25 protein-coding genes are annotated in these 21,666 nt (G+C 64.6%); 12 read left to right on the forward strand and 13 right to left on the reverse strand.

The features are described 5' to 3' along the window. The first annotated feature begins 5 nt into the window (after nucleotides 1-5). The 5 genes from VC352_RS22605 to VC352_RS22625 all read left to right on the forward strand — a co-directional run bounded on the left by VC352_RS22605 (nucleotide 6) and on the right by VC352_RS22625 (nucleotide 3,388). Entirely contained in the window at nucleotides 6-173 is a 168-nt protein-coding gene (locus tag VC352_RS22605) for a rubredoxin (protein ID WP_268179792.1), read from the forward strand. A gap of 246 nt (nucleotides 174-419) precedes the next feature. Beyond that, the gene (locus VC352_RS22610) at nucleotides 420-1,568 is read left to right on the forward strand and encodes an NAD(P)/FAD-dependent oxidoreductase (protein ID WP_322981754.1); all 1,149 of its coding nucleotides are present in this window, start codon (nucleotides 420-422) and stop codon (nucleotides 1,566-1,568) included. Between the two features lie 187 nt (nucleotides 1,569-1,755). Next, the gene (locus VC352_RS22615; protein ID WP_322981755.1) at nucleotides 1,756-2,028 is read left to right on the forward strand and encodes an HU family DNA-binding protein; all 273 of its coding nucleotides are present in this window, start codon (nucleotides 1,756-1,758) and stop codon (nucleotides 2,026-2,028) included. 152 nt (nucleotides 2,029-2,180) lie between these two features. After that, nucleotides 2,181-2,576: a helicase gene (locus VC352_RS22620; RefSeq protein ID WP_322981756.1), complete on the forward strand. Its 396-nt coding sequence runs from the start codon at nucleotides 2,181-2,183 to the stop codon at nucleotides 2,574-2,576. A 59-nt stretch (nucleotides 2,577-2,635) separates the two neighbouring features. Beyond that, entirely contained in the window at nucleotides 2,636-3,388 is a 753-nt protein-coding gene (locus tag VC352_RS22625; protein ID WP_322981757.1) for a hypothetical protein, read from the forward strand. Between the two features lie 95 nt (nucleotides 3,389-3,483). On the opposite strand, the gene VC352_RS22630 is transcribed toward VC352_RS22625, so the two are convergent. From VC352_RS22630 to exbB, 6 genes are all read right to left on the reverse strand, one after another. Beyond that, nucleotides 3,484-4,890, reverse strand: coding sequence for an aminoacyl-tRNA deacylase and HDOD domain-containing protein (locus VC352_RS22630; protein ID WP_322981758.1), 1,407 nt, complete (start codon nucleotides 4,888-4,890; stop codon nucleotides 3,484-3,486). Between the two features lie 91 nt (nucleotides 4,891-4,981). Further along, nucleotides 4,982-7,057, reverse strand: coding sequence for an ATP-dependent DNA helicase RecG (gene recG, locus VC352_RS22635; RefSeq protein ID WP_322981759.1), 2,076 nt, complete (start codon nucleotides 7,055-7,057; stop codon nucleotides 4,982-4,984). A gap of 7 nt (nucleotides 7,058-7,064) precedes the next feature. Then, nucleotides 7,065-7,991, reverse strand: a complete 927-nt coding sequence (locus VC352_RS22640; RefSeq protein ID WP_074918722.1) for a hydrogen peroxide-inducible genes activator — start codon at nucleotides 7,989-7,991, stop codon at nucleotides 7,065-7,067. 114 nt (nucleotides 7,992-8,105) lie between these two features. Next, on the reverse strand, nucleotides 8,106-8,825 hold the full coding sequence (locus VC352_RS22645; RefSeq protein ID WP_322981760.1) for a TonB family protein: 720 nt from the start codon (nucleotides 8,823-8,825) through the stop codon (nucleotides 8,106-8,108). Further along, entirely contained in the window at nucleotides 8,822-9,244 is a 423-nt protein-coding gene (gene exbD, locus VC352_RS22650) for a TonB system transport protein ExbD (RefSeq protein WP_322981761.1), read from the reverse strand. Before exbD ends, VC352_RS22645 begins: the two co-directional genes overlap by 4 nt. Nucleotides 9,245-9,247: 3 nt before the next feature. Continuing rightward, nucleotides 9,248-10,348, reverse strand: coding sequence for a tonB-system energizer ExbB (gene exbB / locus VC352_RS22655; RefSeq protein WP_322981762.1), 1,101 nt, complete (start codon nucleotides 10,346-10,348; stop codon nucleotides 9,248-9,250). Between the two features lie 187 nt (nucleotides 10,349-10,535). Between exbB and VC352_RS22660 the strand changes: the two genes are divergently transcribed. The 3 genes from VC352_RS22660 (at nucleotide 10,536) to VC352_RS22670 (ending at nucleotide 12,735) form a co-directional block, all read left to right on the forward strand. Continuing rightward, nucleotides 10,536-11,393 (forward strand): NAD-dependent epimerase/dehydratase family protein, encoded by an 858-nt coding sequence (locus tag VC352_RS22660; protein ID WP_322981763.1) that lies wholly within the window; start codon nucleotides 10,536-10,538, stop codon nucleotides 11,391-11,393. 2 nt (nucleotides 11,394-11,395) lie between these two features. Beyond that, nucleotides 11,396-12,046: an AraC family transcriptional regulator gene (locus VC352_RS22665; protein WP_322981764.1), complete on the forward strand. Its 651-nt coding sequence runs from the start codon at nucleotides 11,396-11,398 to the stop codon at nucleotides 12,044-12,046. Between the two features lie 68 nt (nucleotides 12,047-12,114). Next, entirely contained in the window at nucleotides 12,115-12,735 is a 621-nt protein-coding gene (locus VC352_RS22670; protein WP_322981765.1) for a LysE family translocator, read from the forward strand. A 17-nt stretch (nucleotides 12,736-12,752) separates the two neighbouring features. On the opposite strand, the gene VC352_RS22675 is transcribed toward VC352_RS22670, so the two are convergent. The 6 genes from VC352_RS22675 to VC352_RS22700 form a co-directional block, all read right to left on the reverse strand. Continuing rightward, nucleotides 12,753-13,484, reverse strand: a complete 732-nt coding sequence (locus tag VC352_RS22675; protein ID WP_322981766.1) for a hypothetical protein — start codon at nucleotides 13,482-13,484, stop codon at nucleotides 12,753-12,755. A 59-nt stretch (nucleotides 13,485-13,543) separates the two neighbouring features. Then, a complete protein-coding gene (locus VC352_RS22680; RefSeq protein WP_322981767.1) occupies nucleotides 13,544-13,924 on the reverse strand; it encodes a RidA family protein in 381 nt (126 codons plus the stop codon). A 69-nt stretch (nucleotides 13,925-13,993) separates the two neighbouring features. Further along, on the reverse strand, nucleotides 13,994-16,105 hold the full coding sequence (spoT, locus tag VC352_RS22685; protein ID WP_322981768.1) for a bifunctional GTP diphosphokinase/guanosine-3',5'-bis pyrophosphate 3'-pyrophosphohydrolase: 2,112 nt from the start codon (nucleotides 16,103-16,105) through the stop codon (nucleotides 13,994-13,996). 63 nt (nucleotides 16,106-16,168) lie between these two features. Then, a complete protein-coding gene (gene rpoZ, locus VC352_RS22690) occupies nucleotides 16,169-16,432 on the reverse strand; it encodes a DNA-directed RNA polymerase subunit omega (RefSeq protein WP_036998775.1) in 264 nt (87 codons plus the stop codon). 150 nt (nucleotides 16,433-16,582) lie between these two features. Further along, nucleotides 16,583-17,203 (reverse strand): guanylate kinase, encoded by a 621-nt coding sequence (gmk, locus tag VC352_RS22695; RefSeq protein ID WP_079785230.1) that lies wholly within the window; start codon nucleotides 17,201-17,203, stop codon nucleotides 16,583-16,585. 52 nt (nucleotides 17,204-17,255) lie between these two features. Then, on the reverse strand, nucleotides 17,256-18,119 hold the full coding sequence (locus VC352_RS22700; RefSeq protein ID WP_322981769.1) for a YicC/YloC family endoribonuclease: 864 nt from the start codon (nucleotides 18,117-18,119) through the stop codon (nucleotides 17,256-17,258). Nucleotides 18,120-18,294: 175 nt separating this feature from the next. Here VC352_RS22700 and rph point away from each other — a divergent pair, with 175 nt between their 5' ends. After that, a complete protein-coding gene (rph, locus tag VC352_RS22705) occupies nucleotides 18,295-19,014 on the forward strand; it encodes a ribonuclease PH (protein WP_322981770.1) in 720 nt (239 codons plus the stop codon). 28 nt (nucleotides 19,015-19,042) lie between these two features. Beyond that, on the forward strand, nucleotides 19,043-19,414 hold the full coding sequence (locus tag VC352_RS22710; RefSeq protein WP_322981771.1) for a DUF4870 domain-containing protein: 372 nt from the start codon (nucleotides 19,043-19,045) through the stop codon (nucleotides 19,412-19,414). A 52-nt stretch (nucleotides 19,415-19,466) separates the two neighbouring features. Here VC352_RS22710 and VC352_RS22715 read toward each other — a convergent pair whose 3' ends face one another. Further along, complete coding sequence (locus VC352_RS22715) at nucleotides 19,467-20,246, reverse strand: exodeoxyribonuclease III (protein WP_322981772.1); 780 nt, start codon at nucleotides 20,244-20,246, stop codon at nucleotides 19,467-19,469. Nucleotides 20,247-20,326: 80 nt separating this feature from the next. Between VC352_RS22715 and pyrE the strand changes: the two genes are divergently transcribed. Next, nucleotides 20,327-20,968, forward strand: a complete 642-nt coding sequence (gene pyrE, locus VC352_RS22720) for an orotate phosphoribosyltransferase (RefSeq protein WP_322981773.1) — start codon at nucleotides 20,327-20,329, stop codon at nucleotides 20,966-20,968. 21 nt (nucleotides 20,969-20,989) lie between these two features. After that, nucleotides 20,990-21,586, forward strand: a complete 597-nt coding sequence (locus VC352_RS22725; protein WP_322981774.1) for a DUF4124 domain-containing protein — start codon at nucleotides 20,990-20,992, stop codon at nucleotides 21,584-21,586. Nucleotides 21,587-21,666 lie beyond the last annotated feature (80 nt).

Genomic DNA, 21,666 nt, shown 5'->3' on the forward strand with positions numbered 1-21,666 from the left:
GATCCATGCGCAAGTGGCAATGCATCGTCTGCGGATTCATCTACGACGAGGCCCTGGGCCTGCCCGAGGAGGGCATCGCCCCAGGCACGGCCTGGGAAGACGTGCCCGCCGACTGGGTCTGCCCGGACTGTGGCGTGGGCAAGGTTGATTTCGAGATGATCGAGATCGTCTGAGAACCTGTTCAGAATCTGCTGCGCGTCGGCCATGCTGCGTTGAAACCAGCCTCGCGTGCGAGCCCAGTCAAAATGCTCATTTACATCTCGTAAACTGCGCTTTTTCGCCTGGTTTCGCCTTGCCTTGCCTGGCTCTAGCTCGCGAGATCCTGAACAGGTTCTGAGCACGGCGAGTTGGCATGAACAACTGATCAATGGCGACGGCTTTTAGGCCGTCGCGTCGTTTTCGCAGTGAGGAATCACCGTATGAGTGCACCTGTCGTCATCGTCGGCACCGGCCTGGCCGGCTATAACCTGGCCAAGGAGTGGCGCAAGCTCGACAGCGAGACGCCGCTGCTGCTGATCAGCGCCGATGACGGTCGCTCCTACTCCAAGCCGATGCTGTCCACCGGCTTTGGCAAGAACAAGGACGCCGACGGCCTGGTGATGGCCGAGGTCGGTGCCATGGCCGAGCAGCTCAAGGCGGAAATCCGCACCCATACCCGCATCACCGGCATCGACCCGGGCCACAAGCGCCTGTGGATCGGCGAAGAGGCCGTGCCCTACCGCGACCTGGTGCTGGCCTGGGGCGCCGAGCCGATCCGCGTGCCGGTGGCCGGCGATGCCGAGGACGCGATCTTCCCGATCAACGACCTCGAGGATTACGCCCGCTTCCGTGCGGCGGCTGCCGGCAAGCGCCGGGTGCTGATTCTCGGTGCCGGCCTGATTGGCTGCGAATTCGCCAACGACCTGCGCCTGGGTGGTCTGGAGGTCGATGTGGTGGCGCCGTGCGAGCAAGTGATGCCGGGGCTGCTGCCAGCGGCTGCTGCGGCTGCAGTGCAGGCCGGTCTGGAAGGCCTGGGCGCGCGTTTTCACCTCGGCCCGACCCTGGCCAGCCTGCAGCACCAGGGCGAAGCGCTGCAGGCGCACCTGTCCGATGGCACGCTGATCGACTGCGATCTGGTGGTGTCCGCCGTCGGCCTGCGCCCGCGCACCGCACTGGCTGCCGCGGCGGGGCTGGATATCAACCGGGGCGTCATGGTCGACCGCCAACTGCGCACGTCCCACGCCAACATCTTTGCCCTCGGCGACTGCGCCGAGGTCGATGGCCTCAACCTGCTCTACGTCATGCCGCTGATGAGCTGCGCCCGCGCCCTGGCCAAGACCCTGGCCGGTGAGCCGACCAAGGTAGCCTACGGGCCTATGCCTGTGACGGTGAAGACCCCAGCTTGCCCGTTGGTGGTGTCGCCGCCACCCCTCGGCCGCCACGGCGAATGGACGGTCGAAGGTACGGGCGCCGACATCAAGGCCTTGTGCCGCGATGCCGATGGCGCCTTGCTTGGCTACGCCCTGACCGGCACGGCAGTGCAGGAAAAACTGGCCCTGAACAAGGAATTGCCAGCGCTCTTGGCGTGATTGCCTGGCGTTCTGTCGGAAACGCCACGAAAAACTCCCTGCAAAGCGCGCTGTGGCACTGGCGCAGTACCAGCGAGCGTGCCATTCTGCCTGGGTCTGCCGCAGCGCAGAGCTGTTGCGGCGCCTTGGGCGCTGTTCTGGAAGAACAGCACGGACACAACAACAAAAAACCGTCACAGAGGCATCTATGCGTAAACCGGAACTCGCCGCCGCCATCGCCGAAAAGGCTGATCTGACCAAGGATCAGGCCAATCGTGTACTCAACGCCGTGCTCGAAGAAATCACCAATGCGCTGAACCGCAAGGACAGCGTGACCCTGGTGGGCTTCGGCACTTTCGTCCAGCGTCATCGCGGTGCCCGCACGGGCAAGAACCCGCAAACCGGTCAGCCGGTCAAGATCAAGGCCAGCAACACCGTTGCCTTCAAGCCGGGCAAGGCCCTGAAAGACGCCGTCAACTAAGCGCCGTTCGCTGCACGCCCCGCAATCGCCCTCTGTTTCGCAGGGAGCGCTTGCGGGGCGTGTCGTTTCAGGGCCATGCTTTGGGCTGGCTGTAGTCTTGCGAGAAAACCACTACAATGCGCGCCCATCCTCTTCGATCATGAGGCCTGTGCATGAAGTTTCGTTTCCTTCTGTGGATGTTGGGCCGGCTGATGGCCAAGGCCAGTCGCGAGAATCCGGCGTTCCAGCAGCAGCTGGAAGGGCGTGACCTGGTCTTTCAGTTGCACACCCTGGACGGTAAGCTGGCGCGCCACTACATCGTCAAGAATCAGCGTGTCACCAGCAAGCGTGGCCCGGCTGAAGCGCCGGCCTTCGCCATCGGTTTCAAGGACGCCGCCTACGGCTTCGCCACCATGACCGCCACGAACAAACAGCTGGCATTCATGCAGGGCATCCAGGACAAGGTCATCCAGATCCAGGGCAACCCGGCGCTGGTCATGTGGTTCCAGGGCCTGACCAAGTACCTGATGCCGAAAAAGAAGCGCGATTCGGCGAAAAAGGCCGCCTGACTGGCTGTAAGCCGGCGCATTGATTAGGCTGCCAGCACGTCTCTGCGGAAAGCCCGATCATGCGCCTGTATCTGTTGCCCTGCCTGCTGCTGTCGACTGCCTTGGCGCGTGCCGAGCCCGTCGCTCCGTCTGCCCTGCCGCCGTTGTTCGAACTGGCGGGTATCCAGTTGCTGTGCGAACAGACGGTGCCGATGCTGCAGCAGGGCCAGGAGCAGAAGCAGCAGGCGCTGCTGGGCGAATTGTTCGAAGGGCAGTTGTTTTGCCAGCAACTCGCCGAACGTGTCGCGCCGCAGCTCGATCACCCTCAGGTAGCGGAAATTCAGCGCTTGCTCCAGGGTGAGCTGGCGCAGCGCTTCACTGCCGCCGAGCGATCGGTTGGCGAGCAGCCCGAAGCATTGGCCGAGTACCGCGAGCGGCTGCAGCAGCAGCCGGTACGTGGCGCACGCCTGGAGCTGGTGCAACGGCTCGACCAGGCTGCCCATACCACCGACCTGGCCAGTCTGCTGCGTTACGAGGTGGGCAAGACCCAGGCGCTGCTGGCGCTGAGGGCGCGTGGCGAAATCCTGGGCGAACAGCCGCTGCAGGAACAGACCCAGACGCAAGCCGAAGCCATCCGCCGCTCCAGCAAGCAGGCGGTGGAGTCCTTCATGCTCTATGCCTATCGGCAGATGCCCAGCGATCAGCTCGCGGAATATGCCAGCCTCTACGAACAGCCCAGCGTGCGCCTGCTGTTCAGCGCCAGTCTGGAGGTAGTGCCGCAGCTGTTCGCCGAGCGCCGCGAGCGGATTCGTCAGAAGGCAGGCAAGCCGTAGGGCGGCCTAGAGAGCGAAGCGAACAGCCCGCCACAGCATGCTGCTTCGCATCACCGGCATGACGGCTGTAGCGCGAAGCAGGGACGGGCCGTTACTCAATGCGTAGGCTGAAACTGCGCAGCCAGTTCGCGCAGGGCGGCTTCGGCGCTGAGCACCTTGTTCACGGCGTCTTCGGCTTTTTCCCGGCTCAGGCCCAATGCCTCGAACAGCTCCTCGGGAATCTCACCCTGCGGCCCGGCACCGATGCCGCGATTGCGCAGCAGGCTGACGGCCAGGCACACCAGGTTGGCGAAGGCGGCATTGTCACCGGCATAGCTCGGGTCATGCTGGAAGCGCAGCGCGCAGGCCAGCTCCTCGGGCATGTCCCAGTGGCGCATCAGCCAGGCACCGATCTGTTCGCGGGTGATACCTAGCAGGTGCTGCTCGATATGGCTGTGGGACAGGTGCGGGTTGACCTCCAGGTGCCGGCAGATCAGCGAGAAATGCGGCGGGAAGACGTGCGCCAGCACCAGATAACCGAAGTTGTGCAGCAGCCCGGCGAGGTAGGTCAGGCCGGCTTCCGGGCGCTGTGCGCGCGGTATGGCGCGGGTCAGGCCCTCGATCACCGCGGCAGTGTAGATCGCCTGCTGCCAGTAGGGCGTGGCGTGTTGCGGCTGATCCTTGGGCAGGCTCAGGGTCTTGCCCAGCGCCAGGCCGAGGGCCAGGTTGATCACCAGGTCGAAGCCCAGCACGCGGACGATGGCATCTTCCACCGAGCGAATCTTGCCGGGTGCGGCGTAGTAGGGCGAGGCCGCCCAACTGACCACCTGGGCGGCCAGCGCCGGGTCGGTCTCGACCACGCCGGTGATGTCATCGACCGTGGCATTGGGATCGACCCGCAGCTTGATGATCCTCTGTGCGGTTTCCGGCAGCGGCGGGATCTCGATGGTTTCTTCCAGGCGCTGCTGGATGCGGCGTGCGGTAAAGGCCTGCACGGCCTGAGTGATTTCCGCCCGGTCATCGTCGGGACGGTCGAGGTTCAGGCGGATGGCGCTGACCGGCTCGCCGAAGCGTGCCGCGCTGGCCTTGCTGAGCAGGGACTTGAAGGCATCCGTGGGAATTTCCAGGAGTACGCCGGGCTGGCCGGAGTCGATCAGCAACTGCGGCACCTGCAGCAGACGTTCCTCGTACAGGCAGGGCGAACTGGTCAGCGGCGGCAGTGCGGGCAGGCTACCGAGGTTGTGCTTGCCGAGCATGCGCTCCAGGCGCTCTGGCTTGACGGCGGTGAGCTGGCGCCCGGTGAGTTCGGCCAGGCGCGCCAGGTCGAGCAGGTGGCTGCGTGGGTAAAGCACCAGCAGGGCGCCGACGGCATCGTCCAGCAGCACGGCCTGGACGCGCGCTTCGGCAGGCAGGCCGGGGCGCTCTGCGCAGACGCGGTAGGGCAGGTTGAGTTTCTCCAGCAACTGCAGAATGACGGCAGATGGCTGCGGGGTGGCGTCGGGGGCGAGGGCGGCTTCGGTCATTTCGATATCCAGCGTTGGCGCATCTGACCCGGAGTATAACCAGTGGGTCGTTACGCATTGGTTCGTGGCGACGGTTGTCCTGTGATTTTGTTCACACTTGACCGTATTGCTGGCCGTGACGCAACCAGCGTTCCAACAGTGGGGCCACATGTTGCGGCCAATGTTCCATGAGTGCCTGCGCAGCATCACGCACCGCCGGCAGCAGGTCGGCATCGCGCATCAGGTCGGCGACCTTGAACTGCAGCAGGCCGGTCTGCCGGGTGCCGAGCATTTCACCCGGGCCGCGCAGTTCCAGATCCTTCTCGGCGATGACGAAGCCATCAGTGGTTTCTCGCATGATCGCCAGGCGTTCGCGGCCCAGTTGCGACAGTGGCGCGTGGTAGAGCAGAACGCAGTGGCTGGCGGCGCTGCCACGGCCGACGCGGCCGCGCAGCTGGTGCAGCTGGGCCAGCCCCAGACGTTCGGGGTTCTCGATGATCATCAGGCTGGCGTTGGGCACGTCGACGCCCACTTCGATTACCGTGGTCGCCACCAGCAACTGCAGCTGGCCCTGCTTGAATTCGTCCATCACCGCGGCCTTCTCGGCCGGTTTCATGCGCCCATGGATCAGGCCTACGCGCAGCTCGCCGAGGGCGGCGGAGAGTTCCTCGAAACTGGTTTCGGCAGCCTGGCAGGTCAGTTCTTCGGACTCTTCGATCAGGGTGCACACCCAGTAGGCCTGGCGACCCTGCTGGCAGGCGTTGCGCACCCGCTCGACCACTTCATCGCGGCGGCTGTCGGCGATCACCAGGGTGTTCACCGGTGTGCGGCCGGGTGGTAGTTCGTCGAGGATCGAGGTGTCCAGGTCGGCGTAGGCGCTCATCGCCAGGGTGCGAGGGATGGGCGTGGCGGTCATGATCAACTGGTGTGGGCTGAGGCGCCCGTCGATGCCCTTCTGGCGCAGGGCCAGGCGCTGCTGCACGCCGAAGCGGTGCTGTTCGTCGATGATCACCAGGGCCAGACGCTTGAACTTCACTTCGTCCTGGAACAGCGCATGGGTGCCGACCACCATGGGGCAGCCGCCCGCGATTTGCTCCAGCGCCGCTGCGCGGGCCTTGCCCTTGAGCTTGCCGGCCAGCCAGGCGACATCCAGGCCGAGTGGTGCCAGCCATTTGCTGAAGTTGAGGAAGTGCTGCTCGGCGAGAATCTCGGTCGGCGCCATCAGTGCCACCTGATAGCCGGCCTCCAGCGCCTGCAATGCAGCCAGGGCGGCGACCACCGTTTTGCCGGCACCGACGTCACCCTGCACCAGGCGCAGCATGGGTTCGTTCTGCGCGAGATCGTAGGCGATCTCGGCGCCGACGCGCTGCTGCGCACCGGTCGGGGCGAAGCCGAGATTCTGCAGGTAGAGCTGCGGCAGCCTCTGCGCCGGTGGCAGGGCCGGTGCCTGCTGACGGCGCACCTGCTCGCGCAGGCGTTGCAGGGAAAGCTGATGGGTCAGCAGTTCCTCGAAGGCCAGGCGGTGCTGCGCCCAATGGCGGCCTTCGGCCAGTTCTTCGACATCGGCATCCGGCGGCGGTCGGTGCAGGTAGCGGATGGCTTCATCCAGCGGCGCCAGGCGGTAGTCGCGGGCCAGTTGGTCGGGCAGCCAGTCCGGCAGGCTGTGCGGGCCCAGGCGCGCCAGGGTCTGCTGGCTGAGCTGGCGCAGACGTTGCTGGGTCAGACCCTCGGTGGTGGGGTAGATGGGGGTCAGGCTCTGCTCGACCGGCGCGGGTTCGTCACCGTTCTGCGCGCGGTATTCCGGATGGTAGATCTCCAGGCCGGTGGCGCCGGGGCGTACCTCGCCGTAGCAGCGCAAGGCTGTGCCGCGCTTGAGGCCGTCCTTCTGCGCCTGGCTGAAGTGGAAGAAGCGCAGGCTCAGGGTGCCGCTGCCGTCCTGCAGGCGTACCAGCAGGCTACGCCGCCGGCCCATGACCACGTCGGCACCGGCGACGATGCCTTCGACCACCGCATCCTGCCCCGGCCGCAGCGCGCCGATGGGGGTGATGCGGGTGCGATCCTGGTAGCGCAGCGGCAGGTGGAACAGCACGTCCTGCAGGTTTTCCAGGCCGACCTTGGCGAGTTTTTCCGCCAGTGCGGCGCCCACGCCCTTGAGCGCGGTGACCGGGACTGTCGCCAGCTCGCCCACGTTGACCTCAGGCGCTCTTGGCCTGCGGGCGGGCCACCGAGCACAGGCGGATGGAGTCGGCCAGCACCTCGATGGCGTTGGGGCGCGGGAAGCTGGCGCGCCAGGCGATGGCCACGGTACGGAATGGCGTCGGCGCAGTGAGCGGACGCACCTCGATCACGCCTGGTGCGTAGTGGTGGCTGTCCACCGCCGAGAACGGCAGGATCGACACACCAAGACCCGAGGCAACCATGTGACGAATGGTTTCCAGCGAGCTGGATTCCACCGTGGTGTGCTTGGCATTGTCCTCGCCGCCCTTGCGCAGCGACGGGCAGGCTTCCAGCACCTGATCGCGGAAGCAGTGGCCTTCGCCGAGCAGCAGCAGGCTCTTGTCGTTGAGCAGCTTGGCATCGATGCTCTCCAGCGCCGCCCAGGGATGGCCGGCCGGCAGGAGCGCGTAGAAGGGCTCGTCGTACAGAGGCTTGGTCAGCACATCGGCTTCCTGGAAGGGCAGGGCGATGATGATGGCGTCCAGCTCGCCGGTGCGCAGCTTGTCGCGCAGCACGTGAGTGAAGTTCTCTTCGATGTACAGCGGCATGTCCGGCGCGACCCGGTGCAGTTGCGGAATCAGGTGCGGGAACAGGTAAGGGCCGACGGTGTAGATCGCGCCGATCTTCAGTGGCGCGGCCAGCTGGTTCTTGCCGGCCTGAGCCAGTTCGCGAATGCCCTGGGCCTGCTCCAGCACCTTCTGTGCCTGGGTGACGATGCCTTCACCGACCGGGGTCAGGCGCACGGCGCTCTTGCTGCGTTCGAAGATCAGTACGCCGAGCTCGTCCTCCAGCTTCTTCACGCCCACCGACAGGGTCGGCTGGCTGACGTGGCAGCGCTCGGCCGCGCGGCCGAAATGCTGTTCCTGAGCGAGGGTGACGATGTAACGCAGTTCGGTGAGGGTCATAGTCTTTTTCCATTGAACTGCGGCAAGCATAGCGGGTGTAGTCAATGGAACCAACCGGGCCGCTCGAAACAAGCGGCCCGTCTGCGACCCTGCCCATGCCGGGCGCGATGGCGTTCAGCGATCCAGCTTGAAGTTCAGCGGGAATTTGATCGCGATCCTGCCGTCGCTCAACACCTTGGCGGGCGGCGCAGGTACCGGGCTGTGGCGGCGCAGCTGGCGCTGCACGTCCTGGTCGAAGGCGCGACGAGCGGTGGAGCTCTGAATCTCGCTGTCGACGATGCGCCCCTGGCTATCGATGGTGAAGTTGACCACCAGCGCGTGCTGGCTGCCCGGACGATTGAGGCGGCGCTCACGCTCCGGATACTGCAGGCGCTTGCTCAGGTAGGCCTGTAGCTTGGCCAGCCACAGGGCCTTTTCGCGGTCGATCTCGTTTTGCTCGACTTGCTGCGACCTGACCGGGGCATTCACCGGCGCAGGGGCTTTTTCCTGCGTGGCGACCTTGGGCGCTTCGGGCTGCGGCTTGACCTCAGGCTTGGGCGGCTGAGGTTTGACCACCGGCTTGGGTTTCGGCTTGGCGATGACGATCTTCGGCTTCGGTGCCTCGACGACTTCGGGGATCGGTTCTGGCTCCGGCTCGACCACCGGCTGCGGTGGCGTCGGCTCAGGCGTGGGCTCGGGAATCGGCTCCAGCTCGATGAGCATGGCGGCGGGCTCCAGCGTGATCGTCGGCACCTCTGGCTTCCAGTGCGAAGCCAGAAGGTAGAGGCCGATATGCAGGCCGAGCGCGACGAGCAGGCAGATGGCCCATAACGGCAGGCGGCGCGTTTGGCTCATTTCTGTCCGACCGTTTCCAGGCCGACCAGGCCAATCTTCAGGTAGCCGGCGCCGCGCAGTTGATCCAGCACGCTCATCAGGTCGGAGTACTCCACGCCCTTGTCACCTCGGACGAAGACGGTCTTTTCCTTGTCGCCGCCGGTCATGCGATCCAGCGACGCCTTTAGTTGGGTCGGGTCGATCTGCTGGTTGTCCAGGTACAGACTGGTATCGTCCTTGATGCTCAGGTACACCGGTTTGTCCGGGCGTGGCACGGGCTTGGCGGTGGAGGCGGGCAGGTCGATCTTGACGTCCACGGTGGCCAGCGGTGCAGCGACCATGAAGATGATCAGCAGCACCAGCATCACGTCGATGAACGGCGTGACGTTGATCTCGTGCGTTTCCTGCAGGTCGTCGCTTTCTTGCAGATGGATGCCCATGGCTCAGCCCGCCTTGACCATGTGCGGAGCCTGGCGCTCGGCCGGCAGGTGGTCGAGGTCGCGGCTGACCAGCAGCAGCACCTGAGCGGAAGCATCGGCTACCTGGGCTTTGTAGGCGGCGATGGAGCGGGCGAAGGCGTTGTAGATGATCACGGCCGGGATTGCCGCGACCAGGCCCAGTGCGGTGGCCAGCAGGGCTTCGGCAATACCCGGTGCGACCACGGCGAGATTGGTGGTCTGCGATTTGGCGATGCCGATGAAGCTGTTCATGATGCCCCAGACGGTGCCGAACAGGCCGACGAAGGGCGCAGTCGAGCCGATGGTGGCGAGGATGCCGGTACCCAGGCTCATCTGCCGGCCAGTGGCGGCGACCATACGTTCGAGGCGGAAGCTGACGCGCTCCTTGATGCCGTCGGTCTCGCGCACGCTGCCGGAGAGTTTCACTTCCTCCAGCGCATCCTGTACCAGGCGGTGGGAGATGCAGGCCTCGCCATTCATGCTGCTGCCGGCTTCCTTGAGGGTGCGCGCTGCCTTCAGCACCGGCAGTTCACGACGCAGGCGGCGTTTGGCGCGGATCAGTTCGAAGCTCTTGGCCAGCCACACGGTCCAGGTCAGCACCGAGGCCAGCAGCAGGCCGATCATCACCGACTTCACCACGATGTCGGCGTTCTGGTACATGCCCCAGGGCGACAGGTCGTGCCCGGCCAGCATGCCGTCGTCTTCGGCCGCCGCGTCCAGGTCATCGCCCGGGTTCAGGGCCTGATCGACAGCTGCCAGGGTTTCCTCGATCTTTTCAGCGGGAGCGCCCTGTGCAGTCAGGGTCTGGCGCGTCGTCTCGCGAATCTGCTCCGGCGTGGCCTGCGGGCCAAGCGCTTGCAGCTTGCTGCTCAGCTCGTCGTTGCCGGCTGGCAGGGCCGCTTGCAGCGGCGCCTGAGGCGCGGCTGCGGCAGGGGCCGCTTCGGTCGCCGCAGCGGGGGCTTTGGCGGGTTCGTCGGCGAATACCTGGGTAGCAGGCAGCAGCGTCAGGCCAAACAGGAGTGCGGCCAGTGCTGGAGCGCGACGGAAGAGCGAGGAGGGCTGGGCGGTGCGGGCAATAGGTTTCATGGTCGGACCTGAACGATGAATTGCGGTATCACCCGTCCTTGAGCGGCGGCGGGTAAAGAGCTGCATTATTGCAATTAATTCTTGTTTGTGAAAGTGATACTGTAACGTTTAGCCGAGGTCTCCGACCGGCGTTTGCCGTCGCAGGGTGCGCCCTCTATCCTCGACTCTTTTTGCGGAGGCCCAGACCATGTCCGAATTTCCTCGTGTGCTGATCGCCGGTTGTGGCGACGTCGGCACTCGCCTGGCTCTGCGTCTGCAGGCCCGCGGCTGGACGGTGTACGGGCTGCGTCGCAACGTGGCGGCCTTGCCCGAGACGATCCATGCGGTGGCGGGCGATCTGCACGCCGATGCCTGCCCTGCCGCCTGGCCGCAGGGGCAACTGGATTATCTGGTGTATTGCGCAGCGGCTACCACGCATGACGAAGCCGGTTACCGCGCCGCTTATGTCGAGGGGCTGCGGCGTGTGCTGGGCTGGCTGGCGCAGCACGGGCAACGGCCACGACGCGTGCTGTTCGCCTCCAGCAGCGGCGTATATGGCCAGCAGCAGGGCGAGTGGGTCGACGAGGATTCGCCGGCCGAAGCGCAGAGTTACTCGGCGCGGATCATGCGCGAGGCAGAGAGCCTTGCCCTGAACAGTGGCCTGCCGGCGACCACGGTGCGCCTGACCGGGCTCTACGGCCCTGGCCGCCAGTGGTTGCTGAACCAGGTACGCAATGGCTATCGGGTGAGCGAGACCCCACCGCTGTTTGGCAATCGCATCCATGTCGATGATGCCGCCGGGCTGATGGCTCATCTGCTGGAGGCCGATCACAGTGGCGTTGCCCTGGATAACTGCTACCTGGGCGTGGACGACGAGCCCGCGCCGCTGCATGAGGTGGTGGCCTGGTTGCGTGAGCAACTGGGCGTCAGCCACTGGAGCGACGAAGCGCAGGTACGGCGTGCTGGCAGCAAGCGCTGCCGCAACGCCCGCGCCCGCAGCCTGGGCTGGGCACCGCAGTACCCCAGTTATCGCGAGGGCTACAGCGCGATCCTGCAGGACGCCTGAGCGTGGCCGGCAACCGCCTGCCGGCCGGCACCCTGTCGCTGATGAATCCCGAGGAACCGCACACCGGCCATGCCGAGTCGCCGCGGCTGATCTACCGCATGCTCTATGTCGAGGAGGCGCGCCTGCCGGCGCTGCTCGGGCGCAAGCGTCTGCCCGACGGTTTCCGCCAGCTCAATCCGCAGGATGATGGCCAGGTGGCGGCCGGTCTGCTGCGTCTGGCCAGCGAGTTCGAGCGCAGCGATGCGCTGGTGCTGGAGAGCGAACTGCTGGCGCTTTTGGAACTGGTCTTCATCCGGCACGGCGGTTTGCGCGCCGCGCGCCCGGCCAGCCGCGATGGCGGCGTCACGCTGCAAGTCCGTGATTATCTGGAGGCGCACTATGCCGATGCGATCAGCCTGGAGCAGTTGGCTGACCTGGTGCAGCGTCATCCACGCCATCTGATCGACGCTTTTCGTCGTGCCTACGGCGTGCCACCCCATACCTACCTGCTGCAGCGCCGGGTGCGTGAGGCCAAGCGCCTGCTGCTCGGCGATCAATCGCCGCTGACGGTGGCCTTGAGCCTGGGGTTCTACGATCAGGCGCACTTCTCCGGTACGTTCAAGCGCTTCACCGGCGTCACGCCCGGGCAGTTCCGCCGCGCCGCCCAGGCCTGAGTTTTCTCCAAGACCGAGAGCCTTGGCTCTGGCGAGACTGGCTTCCTTTGCCGAGGAGGTCGCTTGCGATGGTCGCGTTGTTCCTGTTGGTTGCCAGCACCCATTTCGCGGCGCTGTTGTCGCCGGGGCCGGATTTCTTCCTGCTGATTCGTACTGCACTCGGCGAGGGGCGTCGTCAGGCCGATGGCTGTGCAGCGGGCATTGCCCTGGCCAATCTCTCGAGCATGCTGCTGGTGTTGCTTCTGCTCGGCGTATTGCCGGCTCAGGGCGGCCTGTTCTGGCGCGTGCTACAGGCTCTGGGGGGCGCCTACTTCATCTGGATCGGTTGGCAGGCGCTGCTCGCCGGACGCGACCTGCAGTTGCCAGCCGGTGAACAACGCCAGGACGGCAGATGGTGGCGCGGCCTGCGTCAGGGGCTGCTGGCCAGCAGCTGCAACCCCAAGCTGCCGCTGTTCTATGCCGGGCTGTTCAGCGTGCTGCGTGACGCCGCGATGCCAGGCTGGGGGCTGGCATTGGCCATGCTGTGGATGACCCTGGTGGTCTGGGGCTGGGATCTGGCCCTGGTGCGCCTGCTGGGCCGCCAGCGCTGGCGGGCCTGGCTGCAGCGCCAGGTGCGCTGGTTGGATCGAGTGTGCGGGGCGTTGTTGCTGGCGATGGGGCTCTGGCTGGTGCTCGGCAGCGCACTATGAGGCGCTGCCGGCATTGGCTATTTGCGCTTGAGCAGCCAGCGCTGTGGGCCAGGTTGGTACTCGGGCATCTCGTCGAACTGGGCGCGGTTCTGGGCATCGAAGATGCGCAGCTGATTGCCCTCATGCACGAAGATCCAGGGGCTGCCCTGTTCGCCCAATTGCAGCCAGATGCTGTCGTTGTCTCCGCTCATGGCGGCGCAATCACCCGCCAGGCACAGGGCGTAGCGTTCTGCACCGGGCAGGCCCTCTACCGTGCCATCGGCAGCGAAACGCACCAGACCGCCACGGCCGGGCCCCTTCTCGATCAGCCAGTCGCCACCCAGGTAGGCGCGATACAGGGCGCGCTCGAAGTTGCTGCCGGGGGTGGTTTGGGCTTCTGCGGCGGGAACGCGGGTGAACTGCTGCTCGGGCCAGTAATCGCTGGCGTCCTGGGTCAACTGGTCGTGAGACAGGCTCAGGCGTTCGCGATAGTCGCCATAGAAGGTGACCTGCCAGTGCTGCGGGTCGATACGCTGCAGGCGGCCCTCGGCGACCTCGAAACCGTTGCTGTAGGTGGCTTCCTGCTTGGCGGCGTCGATCTGCCATTCGAGGTTGGGGCCGTAGGCCGCCAGTGCTTCGCGCAGGTGACCGCTCTCGCGTGCGGCATCGATGGCGGCCTGGTTGATCCAGGTACCGCTGGGGTCGTCGTTCGACTTGCTGGCGCATCCTGCCAGGACGGAGCTGCACAGCAGCAGGGCGATCAGGCGCATGACGGTCTCCACACGGGGAGAAAGAAGGAACAGGCGGGGCCAGAGCCCCGCCGCCGGACTTACTCGATGACCAGGATGGCGTCCATCTCTACCTGCGCGCCGCGCGGCAGAGCGGCTACGCCGATGGCGGCACGCGCCGGGTAGGGCTGCTCGAAGTAACGGCCCATGACTTCGTTGACCTTGGCGAAGTGCGACAGGTCGGTGAGGAAGATGTTCAGCTTGACGATGTCCTTGAACGAACCGCCGGCGGCTTCGGCCACGGCCTTGAGGTTCTCGAACACTTGCACGGTCTGGGCTTCGAAGCCTTCGACCAGCTCCATGCTCACCGGATCCAGCGGGATCTGCCCGGACATGTAGACGGTGTTGCCGGCCTTGATCGCCTGAGAGTAGGTGCCGATGGCGGCAGGGGCCTTGTCGCTGCTGATGACGGTCTTGCTCATGAATCGCTCCTTGTGAGGACTGACTGGGTCGAGCACCCAGCCTACAGACTGGAAATTAGGGGAATTGTGTCAGGCGCGTACTCGAGTGATGCGGGTCACGCCCTTGAGCGCGCGGAGTTTCTTGATCACGCGGGCCAGGTGCACGCGGTCATGCACGCTGACCACCAGTTGCACCACGCTGATGCGGCCGTCGCGTTCGTCCATGCTGATCTTCTCGATGTTGCCATCGGCAGCGTTGACGCTGCTGGCCAACAGGGCGATCAGGCCGCGCTGGTGTTCCAGCTCGACGCGCAATTCGACGTTGAACTCGCCGGTGACGTCCTTGGCCCAGTTGAGCTGGATGCATTTTTCCGGATTGTGGCGGATATCGACGATGTTCCGGCAGCTTTCCATGTGTACCACCATGCCCTTGCCAGCGGACAGGTAGCCGACGATGGGGTCGCCCGGAATCGGTGTGCAGCACTTGGCGTAGCTCATCACCAGGCCTTCGGTGCCGCGGATCGCCAGCGGCCCTTCGCTGCTCGGCAGGGTGTCGTCGCCACTTTCGGCGACCAGGCGGCGGGCGACGACGTAGGCCATGCGATTGCCCAGGCCGATGTCTTCGAGCAGGTCTTCGATGACCTCCTGGCGGTATTCGCCCAGCACGGCCTGTACACGCTCGGGGGCGATCTTCTCCAGGTGCGTGTCGAAGCTGGCCAGCACCTTGTTCAGCAGGCGCTCGCCGAGGCTGATGGATTCGGAACGGCGCTGCTGCTTGAGGGCATGGCGGATGTGCGTGCGCGCCTTGCCGGTGACCACGAAGTTGAGCCAGGCCGGATTGGGACGTGCGCCCGGTGCGGTGACGATTTCCACTGTCGAGCCGCTTTCCAGCGCCTGCGACAGCGGCGCCAGGCGGCGGTTGATGCGGCAGGCAATGCAGGTGTTGCCGACGTCGGTGTGCACCGCGTAGGCGAAATCGACCGCAGTGGAGCCTTTGGGCAGCTCCATGATGCGGCCCTTGGGCGTGAACACGTAGACCTCGTCCGGGAACAGGTCGATCTTCACGCTCTCGATGAATTCCAGCGAGTTACCGGCGCGTTGCTGCAGCTCCAGCACGCCCTTGACCCACTGCCGTGCGCGGGCGTGGTTACCCTTGGGCGCTTCGTCGTCGTTGGACTTGTACAGCCAGTGCGCGGCGATGCCGTTGTTGGCCATCTCTTCCATTTCGCGGGTGCGGATCTGGATCTCGATGGGCACGCCGTGCATGCCGAACAGCGTGGTGTGCAGCGACTGGTAGCCGTTGGCCTTGGGGATCGCGATGTAATCCTTGAAGCGGCCGGGCAGGGGTTTGTACAGGTTGTGTACGGCGCCGAGCACGCGGTAGCAGGTGTCGACCTTGTCGACGATGATGCGGAAGGCGTAGACGTCCATGATCTCGTTAAACGCCTTACGTTTGCCGCGCATCTTCTGGTAGATGCTGTAGAGGTGCTTCTCGCGGCCGATCACTTCGCCTTCCATGCCCTCGCGCTGCAGGCACATCTGGATCGATTCCTCGATCTTAGCGACGATTTCCTTGCGGTTGCCCCGAGCGCGGCGCACAGCGGCGCGGATGCGCTCGGAGCGCATCGGGTGCATGGCCTTGAAGCCCAGGTCTTCGAACTCCACGCGCATGTTGTGCATGCCCAGCCGGTTGGCGATGGGGGCGTAGATTTCCAGGGTTTCCTTGGCGATGCGCCGGCTCTTCTCGTGCGGCATGGCATCGAGGGTGCGCATGTTGTGCAGGCGGTCGGCGAGTTTGACCAGAATCACGCGGATGTCGCGGGCCATGGCCATGGCCATCTTCTGGAAGTTCTCGGCCTGCGCCTCGGCCTTGGTCTCGAAGTTCATCTGAGTCAGCTTGCTGACCCCGTCGACCAGTTCGGCCACGGTTTCGCCGAACTGCGCGTTGAGCGCTTCCTTGGCGATACCGGTGTCTTCGATCACGTCGTGCAGCATGGCGGCCATCAGGCTCTGATGATCCATGTGCATTTCGGCGAGGATGCTGGCCACGGCCAGCGGATGGGTCACGTAGGCTTCGCCACTGCGGCGGCGTTGGCCATCGTGCGCCTGTTCGGCGTAGAAGTAGGCTCGGCGTACCAGGTTGACCTGGTCATGGCCGAGGTAGGCCGAAAGTCGGTCGGCGAGAGCGTCTATGCCAGCCATGGGGTATTCCCTTCAGGGCTGGCTTGGCTACACGCCGCGCGACTTCGACCCGGCATCATCGACTTACAGAGGCTCGTTGGCCTCTTCCTCGAAGGCAGCGAACAGCGGTTCTTCCTCGACGATGTCTTCCTGGGCGATCACTTCATAGTCCACCAGGCCAGCCGCGATTTCGCGCAGGGCCACGACGGTGGGCTTGTCGTTTTCCCAAGCCACTTTCGGCTCTTTGCCGCCGGTGGCCAGCTGGCGCGAACGCTTGGTCGCGAGCATGACCAGTTCGAAGCGGTTATCAACGTTGTCCAGGCAATCTTCGACGGTAACGCGAGCCATGGTGTTCCTCGTAACGTATGCGGATAAGCTTGGCCCGAGCGGGCGAGCGGACTGAATAGTGTAAAGCAGCTTCAAGCTTCAAGCTACAAGCAGAAGTCAGGCTGGCCTTGCTTTTGCGTGCAGCTTGTGGATTGGAGCTTGCGGCTACTCTTATGCCAGCAGCTCGCTGAGCAGGCCGGCGTGGCGCTGCTGCTGCTGTTGCTGGATCAACTGGTTGCTGCGGAAGATGGCTTTCAGATCGCTCAGGGCGTGGTTGAAGTCATCGTTGATCACCAGGTAGTCGTACTCGACGTAGTGGCTCATCTCGCTGACGGCTTCGCGCATGCGCCGCTCGATGATCTCGCCGCTGTCCTGGCCGCGATTGGTCAGGCGGTGGCGCAGGGCTTCCTGGGTCGGCGGCAGGATGAAGATGGACTTGGCCTGCGGCATCAGCTTGCGCACCTGCTGCGCGCCCTGCCAATCGATCTCCAGGATCAGGTCGAAGCCTTCGGCCAGGGTCTGCTCGACCCAGGTTTGCGAGGTGCCGTAGAAGTTGTCGAAGACCTGCGCATGTTCGAGGAACTCGCTGCGCTCGATCATGGCGCTGAACTGCGCATGGTCGACGAAGTGGTAGTTCACCCCGTTTTCTTCGCCTGGGCGCATGGCGCGAGTGGTGTGTGACACCGAGACGCGAATCTGCGGTTCGCTGTCGATCAACGCCTTGACCAGGCTGGTCTTGCCGGCGCCGGACGGTGCGGAAACGATATAGAGGGTGCCGGTGGTGATGGCCATGAAAATGTCCTGATGAATCGGTGAGCGAAAAATAGCAGCCGTCTGGCTGGTGTTACTCGATGTTCTGCACCTGCTCGCGCATCTGCTCGATCAATACCTTGAGGTTGACCGCAGCTTGCGTGCTGCGCGGGTCGAACGCCTTGGACCCGAGCGTGTTGGCCTCGCGGTTGAGTTCCTGCATCAGGAAGTCCAGGCGGCGACCGGCAGCGCCGCCGGCCTTGAGCACGCGACGCACTTCGCTGACGTGGGTGCTGAGGCGATCCAGCTCTTCGGCCACATCACTCTTCTGCGCCAGCAGCACGAGTTCCTGTTCCAGGCGTTGCGGGTCGAGCTCGGCCTGCATCTCGGCGAAGCGGGTTTCGATCTTCTGGCGTTGGCCGGCGAGCATCTGTGGCACCAGTTCGCGCAGGGCGGCGACTTCGTCGAGGATACTGTCGAGGCGTTCGTTGAGCAGCTTGGCCAGCTCGGCGCCTTCGCGGGCACGGCCGGCCTTGAGCTCGCCCAGTGCCTGGTCGAACAGCTTCAGCGCAGCGGCGTTGAGTGCTTGCGGATCGGCCGAGTCGGCCACCAGCACGCCGGGCCAGGCCAGCACTTCCAGGGGGTTGAGCGGCGCCGGTTGTTTGATCAGTGCGGCGACCTGTTCGGCGGCAGTGATCAGCTGGCGCGCTCGCTCGCTGTCGACCTGCAGTTGCTGACCAGCACTCTCTTCGGCGAAGCGCAGCGTGCACTCGACCTTGCCGCGCGACAGCCCCTGGCGCAGCGCTTCGCGCACCGCACCTTCGAGGTCGCGGAAGGCGTCGGGCAGGCGCAGGTGCGGTTCCAGGTAGCGGTGGTTGACCGAGCGCAGTTCCCAGCTCAGGGTGCCGTGGGCGGTTGCCTGCTCGTTGCGGGCAAAGGCCGTCATGCTGTGAACCATGGGATACCTCGTGGTGGTCGGCTCGAAAAACGCAGGATTGTAGCCCACGCGGCTGGCTCATTTCATGTGCAGGCGGTCGGGCCTGTGGTCTGCTCGCGCCAATTCGACGTGTCGTGCGGGTCGAGCGCCCCCTATAATGCGTGCTGTTTTCACTTAACGAAGTAGGTATCGCTCGATGAAACGTCCCAGTGGCCGCGCCGCCGATCAGTTGCGCTCGATTCGCATCACCCGCAACTACACCAAGCACGCCGAGGGTTCGGTGCTCGTCGAGTTCGGCGATACCAAGGTGATCTGCACCGTCAGTGTCGAGTCCGGCGTGCCGCGCTTCCTCAAAGGCCAGGGCCAGGGCTGGCTGACCGCCGAATACGGCATGCTGCCGCGTGCCACTGGCGAGCGTAACCAGCGTGAAGCCAGCCGCGGCAAGCAGGGTGGTCGTACCCTGGAAATCCAACGCCTGATCGGCCGTTCGCTGCGCGCCGCACTGGACATGAGCAAGCTGGGCGAAAACACCCTGTACGTCGACTGCGACGTGATCCAGGCCGACGGCGGTACCCGCACCGCCTCGATCACCGGCTCGATGGTGGCCCTGATCGATGCGCTGAAAGTGCTGAAGAAGCGTGGCGGGCTCAAGGGTGAGCCGCTCAAGCAGATGATCGCAGCCGTATCGGTCGGTATCTATCAGGGCGAGCCGGTGCTGGATCTGGACTACCTGGAAGATTCCGCCGCCGAGACCGATCTCAACGTGGTGATGACCAACGCGGGTGGTTTCATCGAGGTGCAGGGCACTGCCGAGGGCGCGCCGTTCCAGCCCGAGGAATTCAATGCCATGCTGACGTTGGCGCAGAAGGGCATGAACGAGATATTCGAACTGCAGAAAGCTGCGTTGGTCGACTGATCGCACGCGCATCGCAAGGAGACGCCGCATGAGTGAAGAGTTCCAGGTGCCGCAACCCGTTCCTAGCCAGGAAGCGCGTCAGTGGGCGATGTTCTGCCACTTTGCGGCTTTTCTCGGGCTGGTGTTTCCCTTCGGCAGCCTGCTGGGACCGCTGATCGTCTGGCAGGTGAAGAAGGACATGGATCCGTTCGTCGACGCGCAGGGCAAGGAGGCGCTGAACTTTCAGATCAGCGTCGCGCTGGCGGCGGCCGTGTGCGTCCTGCTGATGGTCGTGGTGATCGGCTTTCCGCTGCTCATGCTGCTGGGCCTGGCCGCGCTGGTGCTGACCATCATCGCCGGGATCAAGGCCAACGAGGGCAAGGCTTATCGCTATCCCTTCAGCTGGCGCTTGGTGAAGTAAGCGAGCGAGCAACAAAAAGCCGGCGATCAGCCGGCTTTTTCATGTCTGCAGATCAGATGCTGAGGATCCAGTCGTAATCGACGATCAGCGGCGCATGCTGGGAGAAGCGCGGCTGGCGCGGCAGGCGAGCGCTGCGTACGGTGCGACGCATGCCGGGCGTGAGAATCTGATAGTCGAAGCGGTAGCCCAGGTTGAGCATTTCCGCCTGCTCGCTGTCCGGCCACCAGCTGAACTGGTCACCTTCGCGGCTGACTTCGCGCAGGGCATCCACGTAGCCCATGCTGCCGACCACTTCATCCATCCAGGCGCGCTCGGGCGCGAGGAAGCCTGGCGACTGCTGGCAGTCGCGCCAGTTCTTCACGTCCAGCTTCTGGTGGGCGACATGCAGCGAGCCGCAGTAGATGTACTCGCGGCGCTTGCGCCGTTGCTTGTCCAGATAATGGGTGAAGTCGTCCATGAACTTGAATTTCTGATTCAAGTTCTCGTCCCCGTCTCGGCCCGTAGGCAGAAGCAGGGTGGCAATACTGACTTTGTCGAAATCTGCCTGCAGGTAGCGCCCGTAGCGATCGGCCATTTCAAAGCCGAGGCCGCTGATCACCGCCTTGGGTTGCAACCGCGAGTAAAGGGCCACGCCACCTTGGCTGGGCACTTCACCGTCGCATGCATAGAGGAAATAGCCATCCAGCTGGAAGGCCTGGTCGTCCATTTCAAAGGCGGAGGCACGGGTGTCTTGCAGGCAGATCACGTCGGCATTCTGAGCTTGCAGCCAGCTGAGCAAACCTCGCTCTGCCGCAGCCTGAATACCATTCACGTTCACACTGATGATCCGCATAAATGGCCCCCAAAAACACGTGCGTGTATGATACCCGAGCTCACCTCATTTAGCTAAATCCGTGCCGTCCGGGGCTTTTCATGCAAGCGTATCAGCGCGATTTCATTCGCTTTGCCATCGAACGTGGGGTTCTGCGTTTCGGTCAATTCACCCTCAAATCCGGGCGCACCAGCCCTTATTTCTTCAATGCCGGTCTGTTCGACAGCGGTCTGGCGCTGGCCCAGCTGGGGCGTTTCTACGCCGCTGCCATCGTCGACAGCGGCATCGACTTCGATGTGCTGTTCGGCCCGGCCTACAAGGGCATTCCGCTGGCGGCGACCACTGCCGTGGCGCTGGCCGAGCATCATCAGCGCGATCTGCCCTGGTGCTTCAACCGCAAGGAAGCCAAGGATCATGGCGAAGGCGGCACCCTGGTCGGCGCGCCGCTCAAGGGCCGTGTACTGATCGTCGATGACGTGATCACTGCCGGCACTGCCATCCGCGAAGTCATGCAGATCATCCAGGGCCAGGGCGCTCAGGCCGCCGGCACGCTGATCGCGCTGAACCGCCAGGAGCGTGGCCAGGGCGATTTGTCCGCCATTCAGGAAGTCGAGCGCGACTTCGGCATGCCGGTAGTGAGCATCGTGTCACTCGAGCAGGTACTGGAATATCTGGCAGGGGATGCTGAACTGAAGCAATATCTGCCGGCTGTCGAAGCCTACCGCGCCGAGTACGGAATCTAGCCCTAGCACAAGGTCTTCCCTATGCCTGCACCGCTCCTGACCCGCTGTACGCTGCTGCTTGGCCTACTGCTACCGTTGTCCGGAGTGGCTGCCGAGCTGTATCGCTATGTCGATGCCAAGGGTGTCACCGTGCTCAGTCGGCAGGGCGTGCCGCCCGAGCTGATCGGCAAGGGTTATGAGGTGCTCAACGACCAGGGCCGCGTGGTGCGCGTGGTGCCGCCGGCGCCTACGCCTGAGGAATACGCGCGTATGCAGGCGCAGAAGGCGCGTGCCAGCAGTGACGCGCAGCTGTTGCGCCTGTACTCCAATCTCGATGATGTCGATCGTGCGCGTGGGCGCAAGCTGGCGGAGCTGGATGGGGTGATCGGGGTGGCGCGCGGTAATCTGCAGTCGGTGCGTACCCAGCAGGCCAACCTGCAGAGTCAGGCCGCCGATCACGAGCGGGCGGGGCGCCAGGTACCGGAGCCCTTGCTGGTTCAGATCAACAATCTCAAGGACGAGCAGCAGCGTCTGCAGCGCGATATCGCCCGTTACAAGGAAGCGCGCAATCAGGCCGAGGCCGATTTCGCTGCGGATCGTGCACGGCTGGCCGAACTGTTCAGCGGCAAACGCCAGTAAATCTCCACTGTCCTCAAGCCTGCTCTCGCTGCCGGGTTACCGTTGATGGCGCGCAGTGCGTCGCGCCGCGACAGGCATGC

Source organism: Pseudomonas sp. C11 (assembly GCF_034683865.1).
GTDB lineage: Bacteria > Pseudomonadota > Gammaproteobacteria > Pseudomonadales > Pseudomonadaceae > Aquipseudomonas.

Coding starts and splice junctions, on each gene's coding strand:
- VC352_RS22605 (WP_268179792.1), top strand. CDS start 6: ATGCGCAAGTGGCAATGCATCGTCTGCGGATTCATCTACGACGAGGCC.
- VC352_RS22610 (WP_322981754.1), top strand. CDS start 420: ATGAGTGCACCTGTCGTCATCGTCGGCACCGGCCTGGCCGGCTATAAC.
- VC352_RS22615 (WP_322981755.1), top strand. CDS start 1,756: ATGCGTAAACCGGAACTCGCCGCCGCCATCGCCGAAAAGGCTGATCTG.
- VC352_RS22620 (WP_322981756.1), top strand. CDS start 2,181: ATGAAGTTTCGTTTCCTTCTGTGGATGTTGGGCCGGCTGATGGCCAAG.
- VC352_RS22625 (WP_322981757.1), top strand. CDS start 2,636: ATGCGCCTGTATCTGTTGCCCTGCCTGCTGCTGTCGACTGCCTTGGCG.
- VC352_RS22630 (WP_322981758.1), bottom strand. CDS start 4,890: ATGACCGAAGCCGCCCTCGCCCCCGACGCCACCCCGCAGCCATCTGCC.
- VC352_RS22640 (WP_074918722.1), bottom strand. CDS start 7,991: ATGACCCTCACCGAACTGCGTTACATCGTCACCCTCGCTCAGGAACAG.
- VC352_RS22645 (WP_322981760.1), bottom strand. CDS start 8,825: ATGAGCCAAACGCGCCGCCTGCCGTTATGGGCCATCTGCCTGCTCGTC.
- exbD (WP_322981761.1), bottom strand. CDS start 9,244: ATGGGCATCCATCTGCAAGAAAGCGACGACCTGCAGGAAACGCACGAG.
- exbB (WP_322981762.1), bottom strand. CDS start 10,348: ATGAAACCTATTGCCCGCACCGCCCAGCCCTCCTCGCTCTTCCGTCGC.
- VC352_RS22660 (WP_322981763.1), top strand. CDS start 10,536: ATGTCCGAATTTCCTCGTGTGCTGATCGCCGGTTGTGGCGACGTCGGC.
- VC352_RS22670 (WP_322981765.1), top strand. CDS start 12,115: ATGGTCGCGTTGTTCCTGTTGGTTGCCAGCACCCATTTCGCGGCGCTG.
- VC352_RS22675 (WP_322981766.1), bottom strand. CDS start 13,484: ATGCGCCTGATCGCCCTGCTGCTGTGCAGCTCCGTCCTGGCAGGATGC.
- VC352_RS22680 (WP_322981767.1), bottom strand. CDS start 13,924: ATGAGCAAGACCGTCATCAGCAGCGACAAGGCCCCTGCCGCCATCGGC.
- spoT (WP_322981768.1), bottom strand. CDS start 16,105: ATGGCTGGCATAGACGCTCTCGCCGACCGACTTTCGGCCTACCTCGGC.
- rpoZ (WP_036998775.1), bottom strand. CDS start 16,432: ATGGCTCGCGTTACCGTCGAAGATTGCCTGGACAACGTTGATAACCGC.
- gmk (WP_079785230.1), bottom strand. CDS start 17,203: ATGGCCATCACCACCGGCACCCTCTATATCGTTTCCGCACCGTCCGGC.
- VC352_RS22700 (WP_322981769.1), bottom strand. CDS start 18,119: ATGGTTCACAGCATGACGGCCTTTGCCCGCAACGAGCAGGCAACCGCC.
- rph (WP_322981770.1), top strand. CDS start 18,295: ATGAAACGTCCCAGTGGCCGCGCCGCCGATCAGTTGCGCTCGATTCGC.
- VC352_RS22710 (WP_322981771.1), top strand. CDS start 19,043: ATGAGTGAAGAGTTCCAGGTGCCGCAACCCGTTCCTAGCCAGGAAGCG.
- VC352_RS22715 (WP_322981772.1), bottom strand. CDS start 20,246: ATGCGGATCATCAGTGTGAACGTGAATGGTATTCAGGCTGCGGCAGAG.
- pyrE (WP_322981773.1), top strand. CDS start 20,327: ATGCAAGCGTATCAGCGCGATTTCATTCGCTTTGCCATCGAACGTGGG.
- VC352_RS22725 (WP_322981774.1), top strand. CDS start 20,990: ATGCCTGCACCGCTCCTGACCCGCTGTACGCTGCTGCTTGGCCTACTG.